The organism is Brachybacterium sp. SGAir0954, assembly GCF_005490785.1.
GTDB classification, from domain to species: Bacteria; Actinomycetota; Actinomycetes; order Actinomycetales; family Dermabacteraceae; genus Brachybacterium; species Brachybacterium rhamnosum.
The window spans coordinates 23,992-37,502 of record NZ_CP027295.1; the positions used below are offsets into that span (position 1 = coordinate 23,992).

At 74.8% G+C, this 13,511-nt stretch carries 12 protein-coding genes; 4 read left to right on the top strand and 8 right to left on the bottom strand.

The features are described 5' to 3' along the window. Positions 1–36: 36 nt before the first annotated feature. The 5 genes from C1N80_RS00070 to C1N80_RS00090 all read right to left on the bottom strand — a co-directional run bounded on the left by C1N80_RS00070 (position 37) and on the right by C1N80_RS00090 (position 5,388). Complete coding sequence (locus C1N80_RS00070; protein ID WP_205750652.1) at positions 37–966, bottom strand: ABC transporter ATP-binding protein; 930 nt, start codon at positions 964–966, stop codon at positions 37–39. 82 nt (positions 967–1,048) lie between these two features. Continuing rightward, a complete protein-coding gene (locus C1N80_RS00075) occupies positions 1,049–1,618 on the bottom strand; it encodes a DinB family protein (protein WP_137768893.1) in 570 nt (189 codons plus the stop codon). Positions 1,619–1,678: 60 nt separating this feature from the next. After that, positions 1,679–2,995, bottom strand: a complete 1,317-nt coding sequence (locus tag C1N80_RS00080) for a uracil-xanthine permease family protein (protein WP_137768894.1) — start codon at positions 2,993–2,995, stop codon at positions 1,679–1,681. Positions 2,996–3,077: 82 nt separating this feature from the next. Next, complete coding sequence (locus tag C1N80_RS00085) at positions 3,078–4,853, bottom strand: hypothetical protein (protein ID WP_137768895.1); 1,776 nt, start codon at positions 4,851–4,853, stop codon at positions 3,078–3,080. Between the two features lie 115 nt (positions 4,854–4,968). Continuing rightward, positions 4,969–5,388: a YccF domain-containing protein gene (locus tag C1N80_RS00090; RefSeq protein ID WP_137768896.1), complete on the bottom strand. Its 420-nt coding sequence runs from the start codon at positions 5,386–5,388 to the stop codon at positions 4,969–4,971. Between the two features lie 78 nt (positions 5,389–5,466). Between C1N80_RS00090 and argS the strand changes: the two genes are divergently transcribed. Together argS and C1N80_RS00100 are read left to right on the top strand one after the other, a co-directional pair. Continuing rightward, positions 5,467–7,212 carry an arginine--tRNA ligase gene (gene argS, locus C1N80_RS00095; protein WP_137768897.1) on the top strand — a complete coding sequence of 582 codons (1,746 nt, stop codon included), beginning with the start codon at positions 5,467–5,469 and terminating at the stop codon, positions 7,210–7,212. Positions 7,213–7,338: 126 nt separating this feature from the next. Continuing rightward, entirely contained in the window at positions 7,339–8,046 is a 708-nt protein-coding gene (locus C1N80_RS00100; RefSeq protein ID WP_137768898.1) for a lysoplasmalogenase family protein, read from the top strand. Positions 8,047–8,079: 33 nt separating this feature from the next. Here the strand turns inward: C1N80_RS00100 and C1N80_RS00105 are convergent, their stop codons facing one another. After that, positions 8,080–8,973 (bottom strand): alpha/beta hydrolase fold domain-containing protein, encoded by an 894-nt coding sequence (locus C1N80_RS00105; RefSeq protein ID WP_137768899.1) that lies wholly within the window; start codon positions 8,971–8,973, stop codon positions 8,080–8,082. A gap of 87 nt (positions 8,974–9,060) precedes the next feature. Here C1N80_RS00105 and mtnN point away from each other — a divergent pair, with 87 nt between their 5' ends. Continuing rightward, positions 9,061–9,822, top strand: a complete 762-nt coding sequence (gene mtnN, locus C1N80_RS00110) for a 5'-methylthioadenosine/S-adenosylhomocysteine nucleosidase (RefSeq protein WP_137768900.1) — start codon at positions 9,061–9,063, stop codon at positions 9,820–9,822. A gap of 6 nt (positions 9,823–9,828) precedes the next feature. On the opposite strand, the gene C1N80_RS00115 is transcribed toward mtnN, so the two are convergent. Beyond that, positions 9,829–10,767 (bottom strand): NAD(P)-dependent oxidoreductase, encoded by a 939-nt coding sequence (locus tag C1N80_RS00115; RefSeq protein ID WP_137768901.1) that lies wholly within the window; start codon positions 10,765–10,767, stop codon positions 9,829–9,831. A gap of 67 nt (positions 10,768–10,834) precedes the next feature. Here C1N80_RS00115 and C1N80_RS00120 point away from each other — a divergent pair, with 67 nt between their 5' ends. Then, complete coding sequence (locus C1N80_RS00120; RefSeq protein ID WP_137768902.1) at positions 10,835–12,625, top strand: alpha/beta-hydrolase family protein; 1,791 nt, start codon at positions 10,835–10,837, stop codon at positions 12,623–12,625. A gap of 36 nt (positions 12,626–12,661) precedes the next feature. On the opposite strand, the gene C1N80_RS00125 is transcribed toward C1N80_RS00120, so the two are convergent. Then, positions 12,662–13,501: a sulfurtransferase gene (locus C1N80_RS00125; RefSeq protein WP_137768903.1), complete on the bottom strand. Its 840-nt coding sequence runs from the start codon at positions 13,499–13,501 to the stop codon at positions 12,662–12,664. Between the last annotated feature and the right edge of the window lie 10 nt (positions 13,502–13,511).

The window sequence follows — 13,511 nt, forward strand, 5'->3', positions numbered from 1 at the left end:
GGGGTGGCGCGCGGAGGGGTCCTCGGCGCGGGGTGCTCAGGCGCGGGCTGCCGCGGCGCTGAGCGCGGGGTCGCCGGAGCGGTCGCCGGTGTGCGCGGCGTCCCGTCCCGGCTGCTCGCGGCGGGCGTGCCGGCCGCGGGCGTCGATGCGCAGGCGCCCGGTCCCGGGCTCCTGCACCACATCGACGGGGATCTCGTAGACCGCGGTGAGGTGCTCGGAGGTGAGCACCTCCGCGGCGCCGCCCGCGGCGTGGACCTCGCCGCGGCACAGGAGGAGCACCTGGTCGGCGATGCGGGCGGCGTGGTCGAGGTCGTGGAGCACGATCCCCACGGCGGTGCCGTGGAGCTCGGCGAGGTCCCGCACGAGGTCGAGCGTCTCGATCTGGTAGCGCAGGTCCAGGTGGTTCGTGGGCTCGTCGAGCAGCACGATGCCGGTGTCCTGGGCGAGGCAGGAGGCGAGCCAGACGCGCTGCATCTCGCCGCCGGAGAGCTCGCCGACGCCGCGGTCCGCGAGGGCGGTGATCCCGGTGAGCGCCATGGCGTGGTCGATCGCGGCGCGGTCGGCCGGGGAGAGCCCGGCGAAGCGTCGGCGGTGGGGATGGCGGCCGAAGGCCACGACCTCGCGCACCGCGAGCCCCTGCGGGCTCGAGCGGGTCTGGGTGAACAGGGTCATCGCGCGGGCGAGCTCCATCGGGGACAGCAGCGCGGTGGAGCGCTCGCGGGGGCCACCGTCGGCCTGGTCCTGCAGGCGCACCTCGCCGCCGCTCAGCGGGTGGAGCCGGGCGAGCGCGCGCAGCACGGTGGACTTCCCGCTGCCGTTGGGGCCCAGGAGGGCGGTGACCGTGCCGGGCCGGAGCGCGACGTCGACCCCGTGGACGACGGGCGTGCGGCCGTAGCGGAGCACGAGCTCCTCGCCGATCAGCGCCGGGGCGGGGACGGTCGGGGCGGGGGCGGCGGACTGGGGCACGCGAGCGAGCTTAGCCTCGCCTCACCTCATTACGAAAGCGGGTCCATGCGTCAATTCGGCAACGACGCTCGGCGACAGGGCCTCAGTAGCCGGTCGCCCCGTCCACCCGCTCCCGCAGCAGGTCCATGTGCCCCAGGTGCCGGGCGTACTCCTCGATGAGATGCGTGAGGATCCAGCGCAGGTTCAGCTGCTCGCCCTTCCGCAGCCCGCGCACCGGAGCATCGAGATCCGTCCAGGCCGCTGCCGACTCCCGGGCCAGCGCGACCTCCTCGCGGTAGGCCTCGACATCCGCCGCCGCGGTGCCGCCCGCGGCGCCCTCGAGATCGCCGTCGGGCCGCTCGGGCGTCGAGTAGCGGTCCGGGACGTCGAGGTCGTGGAGCACCTCCCGCAGCCAGTACGCCTCGACCTCGGTGAGATGGCGCAGCACGCCCAGCAGGCTCAGCGTCGAGGGCGGGCACGAGCGCTCCGCGAGCTGCGCAGGGGTGAGGTCCTGGACCTTCAGCAGTGCGGTCAGGCGGTACTCCTCGAGCCAGGAGTCCAGGAGCTCACGCTCCCCGCCGAGCTTCGGGCCGCCGTCCCGGGTGTCGGCGATGCCGGTGAGGACGGGGTCACCGGAGGCGGGGTCGTAGGAGGCGGGCTCGTGGGTGGTCATGCCCCCGATCCTCCCCCGGCGCCGGGCCGCGACGCCAGAGGATTCCCGGGCGCCGCCCGGTCAGCTCTGCGACGTCGCGGGACCCGCCGCGACGGGCTCCGCGGCCGCGTCCCCGGCCGGGGCGTCGGTCCCCGTGAGGCGGCCCAGGCCGCTCATGCCGTGGTAGATCGCGAGCGCCGCGAGAGTGCCCAGGGCGATCCCGGTGAAGGCGAAGCCGCCGAGCTGCCAGTGGAGGTCCGCGATCGCGATGGTGAGCGAGACGCCCGCGGTGATCTGGTTCTTGGGGCGCGAGAAGTCGACCCTGCCGTCGACCCACATGCGGAAGCCGACGATCGCGATGAGGCCGTAGAGAACGAAGGTGACGCCGCCCAGCACACCGGCCGGGATCGTGTTGATGACCGCCCCGACCTTGGGCGAGAGGGAGAGCAGGATCGCCACGACGCCCGCGACCCAGTAGGCCGCGGTGGAGTACACGCGGGTCGCGCTCATGACGCCGATGTTCTCGCCGTAGGTGGTCGTGGGCGAGCCGCCGAAGGTCGCCGAGAGCGCGGTCGCGAGGCCGTCGGCCGTGAGGGTCCGCCCCACCATGTGGTCGAGGTTCCTCCCCGTCATGAGGCCGACGCTCGTCACGTGGCCCACGTTCTCCGCGAGCAGCACCACGATCACCGGCAGGAAGATCGGCAGCAGCGTGAGGTCGAAGGTGGGGTGGTGGAACTCGGGCAGGCCCAGCCAGTCGGCGTCCCGCACCGGGGAGAAGTCCACCTCGCCCCGCAGCACCGCGATGACGTACCCGACGATCACGCCGATCAGCACGCTGATGCGCCCCAGCAGCCCCTTGAACAGGGCCGTGCAGAGGATGATCGCGACCAGGGTGAGCGCCGCGGTGACGGGGGCCTTCGAGAAGTTGTTCTCGTAGCTCGAGGGCACCAGGTTCAGCCCGATCAGCGCGACGATCGAGCCCATCACCACCGGCGGCATGAGCCGGGAGATCCAGCCGGTGCCGACCTTCTGCACCACCAGGCCGAGCGCCGCGAGCAGCAGGCCGGTGACGAGCACGCCGCCGAGCGCCGCGCCCATCGAGTCCGCCTGCGTGGAGGCGGTGATCGGGGCGATGAAGGCGAAGGAGGAGCCCAGGTAGCTGGGCACCCGGTTCCGGGTGAGCAGCAGGAACAGCAGGGTGCCGAGGCCGGAGAACAGCAGCGTGGTCGAGGGCGGGAAGCCCGTGATCACCGGCACCAGGAAGGTCGCGCCGAACATGGCGACCACGTGCTGCGCGCCGATGCCGACGGTGAGCGGCCAGGCGAGGCGCTCCTCCGGGCGGACGATCGCGGTGGGGGCGACGGTGCGGCCGTCACCGTGCAGGGTCCAGCGGAACATGGGGCGTCCTTGAGGGGAGGAGCGGGAGGGGGATACGGGGCCGCCGGCAGGTCCCGCCGGCGGCAGGACCCCGGGCGGAGGGTCAGGAGCCGGGGAAGCTCTTCTTGCGCGAGCGCTCCTCGGTGACGTCCGGGACGCGCGCCAGGAGCGACTCGCGGCCGGAGCCGTGGGCGCGGAAGTCCGCGAACATCCGGGAGAGGTCCGGGGCGCCGAACTCGTCGCGCACAGGGGCGGGCACCGTGAGCATGAGCGCCGCGGCCACACCGACCGCGAGCGCGGTGCCGCCGGTGGTCAGGCCCGCACCGGCGCCGATCGCGATCGAGTTGACGATGATGTCGAGGAAGCCGACGACCACGAGCACCACGCTCGCCACGACGCCCGTCGCGCGGGCGAGGGCCGCGGGCCGCTCGAGCAGCGCCTTCCGGGCGAAGAGCGACACCGCGACGAAGCACGCGCAGACGGCGGCGTCGACGAGGTGCAGCACAGGGCCGCCCAGGGTGATCCCGGCGGTCCCGGTGATCGCGGCGAGCAGGTGCCACAGCACCGCCGCGGCGTGCAGGAGGGCGCTGAACTCCATCGCCCGCACCGTGTACACGAGCCAGTCCGCGCGGCGGAAGGAGACCGGCATCGAGCGCACGAACGAGCGGGAGATCATCAGGCCGAACGCCGCGAACAGGAACGGCAGGTAGACGTAGCCCGTCGCGAAGCTCGCAGGCGCCGCGAACTGCAGGCGCACGGTGTTGTCCGCGAGCGCGAGGACCACGAGCCCGCCCACGGCCCCGGTCGAGAACACGAACCAGGAGCGGTCGCGGCCCAGGAGGTCCGGCCGCAGCGCCGAGCCGAGCACGATGCCCAGCAGCACCACGGAGATCACGGTGCTGCCGAAGGTGTTGAGCGAGTACTGCCAGCCGGTCGTGAACACGCGGCCCACGATCATCACGAGCGCCACGACCAGCGCGAGGGCCGCCGCGCCGGCGACGCCCCCGAGCAGACGGCGGGACCAGGCGCGGGCCCGCTGCTGGGGCACGTAGCCCTCGTGCGCGCGCGGCTCGATGCCGACGACCGATCCGAGCAGCAGCAGCGAGACGCCCACGCCGAGGCCCACCGGGGGGCCGTCGGGCAGCGAGGCGAAGAGCACGGGCACGGAGAGCACGAGGTCCGCGACGATCGTGCCGATCGCGGTGAGCAGGGCGGGCAGGAGCCCGATGATCCGCACGGCGCGCACGAGGCGCAGGTTCGGGGTGGCCGGGATCCAGCGCAGCAGGTGCACGGCGACGAGGGCCACGAGGGCGATGCCGAGCGCGATCCGGCCCACGAGGTCCACGACCGGCAGCGCGCCCAGGGTGAAGCTCGTGGTGAGCGCCGCGAGCAGGCAGATCAGCGCGAGCACGTCCCGGAGGGCGTCGAAGATGCCGAGGTCCTGGAAGCGTGCGGGGATGGTGATGGTGGAGAGCTGGGCGCGGCCGTCGTCCTCCGCGTTCGGGGTCGTGCCGGAGCGCGCGTAGCTGCGCCGCGGCGCCTCGGCGGCGTCCCCGTCCTCGCCGTCGACGGCCGGGATCACGCCGGTGGCGGCGTCGGGCTCGTCGCCGCGGCCCACGGCCGGGCGGGGCCGACGGGGCTTGCCCGCGGCGCGGAGGGCGGCGGCGTCGATCTCGGAGAGGTCCGCGGTCTCGCCCTCCCCCGGCGGCAGCGCGGGCTCCTCGCGGCGGGCGAGCAGGGGCGCGGCGTAGCGGTCGAACTCCGAGCGCGAGGGCAGGCGCTCCGTGGGGAGCGTGCGCGGATCGGAGGAGGCGAAGATCCAGTCCGCGTCGTCCGGGCTGTCCCCGCGGCGTGGATCGCCTGTCCTCGTCCCTGCCATCGTCCCTGCGTCTCCTCGTCCTGCGAGCCGGTGTGCGCCGATGCGCACTCCTCCGGGGCGATTCTACGAAGCGTCGGCCCGCTCGGAGGCGACGGCGCGCCGCGTGGGAGGCAGGTCAGCGGGCGGTCGGGAACATCTGCGCGCGCAGCGACGAGGAGTCCACGACGTCCTTGCCGAAGGGGAAGCAGGTCACGGGGATCAGCTTCACGTTCGCCCACGCGAGGGGCAGTCCGATGATCGTCACGGCCTGGGCGACGGCGGTGACCACGTGCCCGAGGGCCAGCCACCACCCGGCCACGAGGAACCAGATCACGTTGCCGATCGCGCTCGCGGCGCCCGCCCGGCCGGTGTCCACGACCTCCCGACCGAAGGGCCAGATCACGAAACCGGCGATGCGGAAGGAGGCGAGGCCGAAGGGGATCGTCACGACGAGCAGGCACGCGAGGAGGCCGGCGACGACGTAGGCGAGGAACAGGGACCAGCCGGCGGTCAGCAGCCAGATGATGTTCAGGACCAGGGTGATGAGGGAGCGCATGGCCTCCACGGTAGGGGCGGTGTGGCCGGGCCGACAGGGGGAGGGCCCCCGTGTCCGCTCCCCAGTACGCTGGATCCCATGCCTGCTCCCGAGATCGCGCTGACCGAGCGCTTCCAGTCCGCCTTCGTCGCCGCCTTCGGGCCGGAGTACGCGGACGCCGATCCGATCATCCGTCCCTCCCAGTTCGCGGACTTCCAGTGCAATGCCGCGATGGGCCTGGCCAAGCGCCTGGGACGCAAGCCCCGCGACATCGCCGCGGAGATCCTCGCCGCCGTGGACCTCGAGGACGTGGCGGAGACGCCGGAGATCGCCGGACCGGGCTTCCTCAACATCCGCCTGCGCACCGACTGGGTCGCCGCGCAGGCCGCGGAGCTCGCCGAGGACGAGGCGCTCGGAGTCCCCGTCCCTGAGCACGTGGACACCGTCGTCATCGACTACTCGGCGCCGAACGTCGCCAAGGAGATGCACGTGGGCCACCTGCGCACCACGGTCGTGGGGGACGCGATCGCCCGCACCCTGGAGAAGCTGGGCCACACGGTCGTGCGCCAGAACCACATCGGCGACTGGGGCACCCCCTTCGGCATGCTCATCGAGCACCTCCTCGACGTGGGCGAGGACAGCGACGAGGCGGGCCTGCTGACGACCGACCCCAACGCCTTCTACCAGGCCGCCCGCGCGAAGTTCGACGCGGACCCGGAGGCGACGGGCTTCGCCGCGCGGGCCCGCGCGCGCGTCGCGACCCTGCAGTCCGGGGACGCGGAGTCGCTGCGGATCTGGACGGACCTCGTGGGCATGTCCAAGGAGTACTTCCACCGGATCTACGACCTGCTCGACGTGACCCTCACCGACGACGACCTCGCCGGGGAGTCCACCTACAACGCGGACCTCGAGACCGTGTGCGCGGAGCTCGAGGCGGCCGGCCTCGCGCGGATCTCCGACGGCGCCCTGTGCGTCTTCCCGCAGGGGTTCACCGGCCGCGACGAGCAGCCGCTGCCGCTGATCGTCCGCAAGTCCGACGGCGGCTACGGCTATGCGACGACGGACCTCGCCGCCGTGCGCCGCCGCGTGCGGGAGCTCGGCGCGGACCGCATCGCCTACGTCGTGGGCACCTCGCAGGAGCTGCACCTTTCGATGGTCGCCGAGACCGCCCGCGAGGCCGGCTGGCTGCCCGAGGACGTCGAGGCCACGCACGTGAAGATCGGTTCCGTGCTGGGCGAGGACGGCAAGATCCTCCGCACCCGCTCGGGCGCCTCGCTGCGCCTCGCGGCCCTGCTCGAAGAGGCCGTCGCGAAGGCCCGCACCGTCATCGACGAGCTGCGCCCCGACCTCCCCGAGGACGAGCGCGCGCAGATCGCCCGGGCGATCGGGATCGGCGGCGTGAAGTACGCGGACCTCTCCACCGCGCACGACTCCGACTACACCTTCGACCTGGACCGGATGCTCGCCCTCACCGGCAACACCGCCCCGTACCTGCAGTACGCGGTGGCGCGCATCCGCTCGATCGGGCGCCGCGCCGAGGCGCAGGGCGTGACGGCCGCCGCCGTGCCGCTCGTGGAGAACGCCGCGGAGCGGGCGCTCGCGCTGCAGCTGCTGCAGTACGGCCCGGTCCTCGCCCAGGTGGGGGCCGCCTACGAGCCGCACCGCCTCGCCGCGTACCTCTTCTCGCTCGCGCAGGCGTTCACCGCCTTCTACGACGCCTCCCCCATCCTCAAGGAGAGCGACGAGGGCGTCCGCGCCGGGCGCCTCGCCCTCGCGCGTCTCACCGAGCGGGTGCTCGTGGAGGGTCTGGACGCGCTCGGCGTGACCGCCCCGCAGCAGATGTGACGGCGCCGGGCACGGCCTCGGGTGACGCGACCGTTACCCGACCGTGCCCGGCCGTTACCAAGCCGTGCCCCGCGCACCCTGCATTCCCGCTGGCCACGGCGGCGGAAACCTCCATAGCCTGGAGCCGTGCCCCTGTGTCGACGAGCTCATGTCGCGATCTGGGGGAGCTATGCCCTGATCGGGGTGATCCACGTGCTCGCCGTCGCGGCGGAGGCCGAGACGCTGCGCCGGCTCACCCAGCCGCTGCTGGCTCCGCTGCTCATCGCCGCCGTGCTCACCGCCGCGCCGCGGATGCAGCGCACGACCGTCCTCACCCTCGGCGGCCTCGTCGCCGCCTGGGCCGGGGACTCGCTCGGCCAGCTGGTCCCGGACCCGAGCCACCTCATCGCCCCCGTGGCCTTCCTCGTGGCGCTGCTGCTCTACGCGGCGGCCCTGGCCCCGCAGTGGGCGCACAGCCGCGACCCCATGCGCCTCGCGCTCGCGATCCCCTACGGGGCGGTCGTCATCGGGCTCTTCGTCGCGTGCGCGGACGGCGCGGGCAGCCAGCTCCCGCTCGTCGCGGCCTATGCGGTGGGCCTCGGCGTGACCGCCTTCATCGCGGCCGGCGGGAACCCGCTGACCTGGGTCGGCGGGACGCTGTTCCTCGTCTCGAGCTCGGTGCTCGCGATGGACTGGTTCCTCCCGGGCGCCGCGATCCCCATGAGCGACGTGTGGGTCATGGCGACGTACATCGCGGGCCACGGACTGCTCGTCGCCGGGATCGTGCAGCTGCTGCCCTCGCGCCGCTGGACGCCCGCGCAGTCCGGCGCCGCCCTCGTCATCGTCGAGAGCTAGAGCGCACTCCCGCTCCGGGCGGGACGCCCGGCCTCAGCGGCCCAGCGCGCGCCCGATCGCCTCGGACTGCTCACGGTGCAGGCGGTCCACGTCCTCGCCGCGCCGCTGCCACAGCTGCAGGCCCAGGCGGCCGCTCACCTCGCGCAGGGCGACCTCGACGCCCTCCTCCTCGAGCTGGAGGCGGAGCACGCGGACGTCGGAGAGGAACAGGTCCTTCATCCCGACGCCGAGGTGCACCGGCGGCAGGCCGCGATGGCCCGCGTTGATCGGGGAGAGCTCCGGGTCGTCCAGCGGCGTGCGGCCGGCGTAGGCGCGGGCGGCGTCGCGCAGCGCCCGGCGCTCGTGCACGGGATCCGACTCGCCCGTCTCCGAGATGCCCGCGTTCGCGAGCTCGAGGTCCAGCCACGGCGACATGACGACGACCCCGCCGGGGGACGGCACGTCCTCGCGCTCGATCAGGCGCCGCGCGACGGTGAGGGCGACGCCGCCGCCGGAGTGCTGGCCCGTGAGCACCCAGGGCGCCTCGAGACGGCCCGCGGCGGCGAGCGCGGCGAGCACCGACTCGGTGTCCTCGATCGCGATGGGGTGCTGGTGGTCGGGGGCCGTGCGGTAGTCGACCATGAGCGCGGCGCAGCCCTGCGCCTCCGCCTGCCGCGACAGCCACGCCCAGTCCGAGGCGAAGGGGCCGGAGACGTAGGCGCCCCCGTGGAGGTGCACGATGACGCCCTGGTCGGCGCGGTGCTCGTCGAGCCAGACGCAGCGGGTGCGGCCGATCATCTCGACCTCGACGCCGTGCCGCTTGAGCACCCCGGCCTGCGGGCGCGCACGGCGCGCCTCGCGCAGGGCGGGCAGCGACACCGCCGAGGGGATCGGGATCCGGCGCACGGTGCGCGCCCCCTGGAGCACGACGTCCCCGATGCGTCCCATTGCTGCCTCCTGCCCGCGACCCGCAGGTCGCCTCGCCGACGGTCGCCCCCAGCCTAACGAACCCGCCTGCACGATAGATTCACGGTCATGACCCATGCCTCCGACGTGCCCGTCGGCCCCGATGCCCCCGCCCGTCCCGCCGGACCGCTGCTGGTCCTCGCGGCCATGCCCGAGGAGGCGGCCGCGATCACCGCGCTCATGGCGGACGCCGAGCCGCTCGCGGTCCCGCTCGCCGGGGTCGCGGCCGTGCGCGGGGCCCTCGGCGGCCAGGACACCGCCGTGGTCACCACGGGGATCGGCGTCGCGGCCTCGACCGCGGCGGCGACCTGGGCGATCCTCTCGCTGCGCCCGCGGGCGGCGGTCGCGGCCGGCTCGTGCGGCGGTCTCGCCGCCGATGTCGAGGTGGGCACCCTGATCGTGGGCGACGCCTTCACCTGGTCGATCGCGGACGCCACGGCCTTCGGCTACGCGCCGGGGCAGGTGCCGGGCGGGCCCGAGCGCCATGTCGCCGAGGCCGCGATCGCGGATCTCGCGGAGGCCTCCGCACGGGCGGTCGACGAGGGCGCGGGGGTGCGCCGCGGGCTCATGCTCGCGGGGGACGCCTTCGTCACGGCCCCGCTCGCCGCCCCCATGCGCGAGCGCTTCCCCGAGGCGCTCAGCGCGGACATGGAGACGACGGCCTCCGCCCGCACGGCCGAGGCGCTCGGGGTGCCCTTCGCGGCGCTGCGCGCCGTCTCCGACCTGTGCGGTCCCGCCGCCGGCCAGCAGTTCCACCTCGAGCTCGACGAGGTCGCGCGGACCTCCGCGCTCGCGGTCCAGGAGCTCGCCGCGCGGCTCGCCCGCGGCTGAGGGGACTCAGCCCGCGGGGTGCAGCAGCTCCTCCCCCGCGTCGAGCCGACGGAGGTTCTCGGCGATCCGATCGTCCGCGCCCACGGGCTTCCCGCCCGCGGAGTGCGGGGTGATGATCAGCCGCGGCGCGTCCCACAGCGGGTCGTCCTGCGGGAGCGGCTCGGGGTCGGTGACGTCGAGCGCGGCGCCGCCGATCGTGCCGGCGACGAGCGCCTCCCGCAGCGCCGCCTGGTCCACGGTCGCGCCGCGGCCCACGTTCACCACGACGGCGCGGTCCGGGAGGGCGTCCAGGACGGCCGCGTCGATCGCGTGGGCGGTGCTCCCGGTCGCGGGGAGGATGTCGATGAGGACGTCGGTCGCGGGCAGCGCGGCGGCGACGTCGGCCTCCGCGATCACCTCGAAGCCCGACCGCTCCCCCGCGCTGCGGGCGACGCCGCGCACGTGCGCGCCGAGCCCGGCGAGCACCGGGGCGACCGTCTGCCCGATCTGGCCGAACCCCCAGATGAGCACCTCGGCGCCGACGAGGCTGTTGAGACGCTCGGGCGGGTTGAGCGGCTGCAGGCCGCCGATCGAGCGGTCCCACTCGTGGCGCGACTGCGCGGCGAGGGAGGCGGGGAGGCTGCGCAGCAGGGCGAGGACGAGGCCCACGGTGTGCTCGGCGACGGTGAGCGAGTGCAGGCCGGCCCCGGTCGTGACGACGGCCCCGTCGCGGAAGCCCGCGGCGACGATGTTCTCGACCCCGGCGGAGAGCGACTGCACGAGGCGCACGCCGGTGAGGTCCCGCGCGGCGGACTCGAGGTGGGAGCGGCTGGGCCCCCACAGGACGATCGCCTCGGCGTCGTGGTGAGCGGCGGGGATCGGGGCGCGCGCGTCGACCTCGACCGCCTCCCAGCCCTCGGGCAGCGCAGGGTCCAGGGGCATGGTGTCCGGGAGCAGGATCTTCATCGTCCCAGCCTACGGGGATGGACCTTCGCAGGGGGTCCGACGGGGGCCCGTGGACTAGCCTCGAACCATGCGACCAGGCCCTGGCCCCTCCGCTCCCCGCCTCGCCCACCTGCTCACCCGCACCGCCCGCACGCTCCGCTCGGTGACCCGCGCGACCCGCCGCGGGGTGCGCCGTGCGGAGGTCACCCGGCCGCTCTCGAGCGGCGGCTTCCTGGGCGCCGCGGCCGCGGGCTGGGTCGCCACCACCCCGTCGATGCTGCCGCGCACGTGGTGGATGTGGGCGGTGAACATCGGGCTGTCGCAGTCCTACGGCTACACGACCGGTGTGCTCGCCGAGCGGCTCGTGCGCCGCGGCGCCGCGGCGCTGGGCCTCGAGGTCGGGATCGCCGAGGACCACCGCCGCCGCGCCCGCCTGCTCGGCGCGTCCGCGCTGGTCGGGATCTCCGCCTACTCGTGGGTGCGGGGAGTGCTGCGCCAGCGCGAGATCAGCCATCTGGTCCAGCAGCGTCCCCAGAACCTCGCCACGCACCTCGTGGGGACGGCCGCGGGACTCGGCGCCTCGCTCGGCGTGCTCGCGGCGGTGCGCGCGATCGGGGCGACCGCGGATCTCTACCGCGCCCTGCTGCGCCCGTACCTGCCCACCCGCCTGCTGGGCGTGGTGTCCCTCGTGCTGACCCTTGCGACGGTCGCCGTCGCCGTGGACCGCCTGATCCGCGGCCGCGTGCTCGAGCAGATGATCGAGCAGGCGGAGGCCGCGAACCGGCTCATCTCCCCGAACGTGCCGCGCCCGGACTCCCCCGCCCGCTCCGGCAGCCCCGCCTCCCACGAGTCGTGGCCCTCGCTCGGGGCCCCCGGCCGCAAGATCGTCTCGGGCGGCGCGAGCCCCGAGGCGATCTCCGCGGCGATCGGCGCGCGCGCCATGGACCCGATCCGCGTGTACGCCGGGAAGTCGACCTCCCGCACGATGGAGGAGACGGTGCAGGCGGTGCTCGCGGAGCTGGACCGCACGGGCGCCTGGGACCGCGAGGTGCTCGTGCTGTTCACGGGCACCGGGACCGGCTGGCTGCAGGAGTGGTCGCTCTCCGCGATCGAGTTCCTCACCGCCGGGGACTGCGCGACCGCGTCGATGCAGTACTCCGTCTACACCTCGGGCCTGAGCTACGTCGTGGACCGGCGCAGTCCCAAGCAGGCCGGGCGCCTGCTCTTCCAGGCCGTGCGGCGGCGGCTGGACGCGATGGAGCCGGCCAGCCGGCCCCGGCTGTTCGTCGCCGGGGAGTCGCTCGGCTCGTTCGGCGGGCAGGCCGCGTTCCGGGACCTCCCGGACCTGCTCGCGAAGGTCGACGGCGCCGTCTGGACGGGCACCCCGTCCTTCACGCCGCTGTGGCAGCAGGTCGTGGCCCGCTCCCGGCCGGGCTCCCCCGCGATCGCGCCGATCATCGACCAGGGCCGGCACGTGCGGGTCGTGACCCGGCCCCGGGACCTGCACCGCAACTACTGGGGCGGGCTGTACGAGCCGTGGCGGTCCCCGCGCGTGGTCTACGCCCAGCACCCCTCCGACCCGGTCGCCTGGTGGCGGCCGTCCCTGCTGTGGGAGGAGCCGGACTGGCTGCGCGAGCGCGTGGGGCACGACGTCACGCCGGCGATGCGCTGGTCCCCGTGGATCACCTTCTGGCAGGTCGCCCTGGACATGCCGCTCTCGGTCCGCGCCCAGGGTGGGCACGGGCACTCCTACCGCGAGGAGATGGTGCCGATCTGGGCCGCCGTGCTGGGCCAGGACGTCGCCCCGGGCGGCGAGCACGAGCAGCGGCGCCGGCACGAGCGGATCGTGAGGGCGATCCGCGAGGTCGCCCGCGGCTGATCCCGGCGCGCGGGGGCCGGGCTCAGCGGGTCGTGCTCAGGGCGTGGGGCCGGTGGCGACCGGGCGCTGCGGGTCGCTGCTCCACTGCGACCACGAGCCCGGGAACAGGCGCACGCGGGAGAACCCCGCACGCTGCAGGGCGAGCACGTCGTGGGTCGCGGTGACGCCGGAGCCGCAGTAGACGAGCACCTCCTGCTCGGGGTCGAGGCCCGCGCCGGTGAAGCGCTCGCGCAGCGCCTCCGGGGACAGGAAGCGGCCCTGCTCGTCGAGGTTCCCGGCGTAGGGGAGGTTCAGCGCGCCGGGCACGTGGCCGGCGCGCGGGTCCACGGGCTCCACCTCACCGCGGTAGCGCTCGGCGGCGCGGGCGTCGAGCACGGGGCCCTCCGCCGCGGCGACCTCGTCGATCCCGGCGATCGCGGCCGCGGGCCACTCCCGGGGGCCGACGTCACCGGGCTCCGGCCGCACGTCCTCCCGCTCGAGCGGGCCGTCCCAGGCGGCGAGGCCGCCGTCCAGGAGCGAGGCGTCCTGACCGATCGCGCGGAGCATCCACACGAGGCGGGCCGAGGGCGAGCGGTCGGTGTCGTCGTAGGCGACCACCCGGGTGCCCTCGTCGATCCCGAGGCCGCGGAGGGTCGCCGCGAACGCCTCCGGCGAGGGCAGGGGGTGCCGGCCGGCGGCGGGATCCGCGGGGGCGGCGAGCTGGGTGGTGAGGTCGACGTAGACCGCGCCCGGCAGGTGCCCCTCGAGGTAGGAGTGGTGGCCCTTGGAGCCGTCGAGCGCCCAGCGCACGTCGAGCAGGCGCACCGCCGCCCCCTCCTGCGCGAGCAGCTCGTGGAGGGCGGGGACGTCGAGGACCGGGGGCAGCGCGTCAGTCATGGCCCGACCC

What these genes read in the sequence shown, in the direction of transcription:
- C1N80_RS00075 (WP_137768893.1), bottom strand. Translation starts at nt 1,618, where the DNA reads ATGACCACCCACGAGCCCGCCTCCTACGACCCCGCCTCCGGTGACCCC.
- C1N80_RS00080 (WP_137768894.1), bottom strand. Translation starts at nt 2,995, where the DNA reads ATGTTCCGCTGGACCCTGCACGGTGACGGCCGCACCGTCGCCCCCACC.
- C1N80_RS00085 (WP_137768895.1), bottom strand. Translation starts at nt 4,853, where the DNA reads ATGGCAGGGACGAGGACAGGCGATCCACGCCGCGGGGACAGCCCGGAC.
- C1N80_RS00090 (WP_137768896.1), bottom strand. Translation starts at nt 5,388, where the DNA reads ATGCGCTCCCTCATCACCCTGGTCCTGAACATCATCTGGCTGCTGACC.
- argS (WP_137768897.1), top strand. Translation starts at nt 5,467, where the DNA reads ATGCCTGCTCCCGAGATCGCGCTGACCGAGCGCTTCCAGTCCGCCTTC.
- C1N80_RS00105 (WP_137768899.1), bottom strand. Translation starts at nt 8,973, where the DNA reads ATGGGACGCATCGGGGACGTCGTGCTCCAGGGGGCGCGCACCGTGCGC.
- mtnN (WP_137768900.1), top strand. Translation starts at nt 9,061, where the DNA reads ATGACCCATGCCTCCGACGTGCCCGTCGGCCCCGATGCCCCCGCCCGT.
- C1N80_RS00115 (WP_137768901.1), bottom strand. Translation starts at nt 10,767, where the DNA reads ATGAAGATCCTGCTCCCGGACACCATGCCCCTGGACCCTGCGCTGCCC.
- C1N80_RS00120 (WP_137768902.1), top strand. Translation starts at nt 10,835, where the DNA reads ATGCGACCAGGCCCTGGCCCCTCCGCTCCCCGCCTCGCCCACCTGCTC.
- C1N80_RS00125 (WP_137768903.1), bottom strand. Translation starts at nt 13,501, where the DNA reads ATGACTGACGCGCTGCCCCCGGTCCTCGACGTCCCCGCCCTCCACGAG.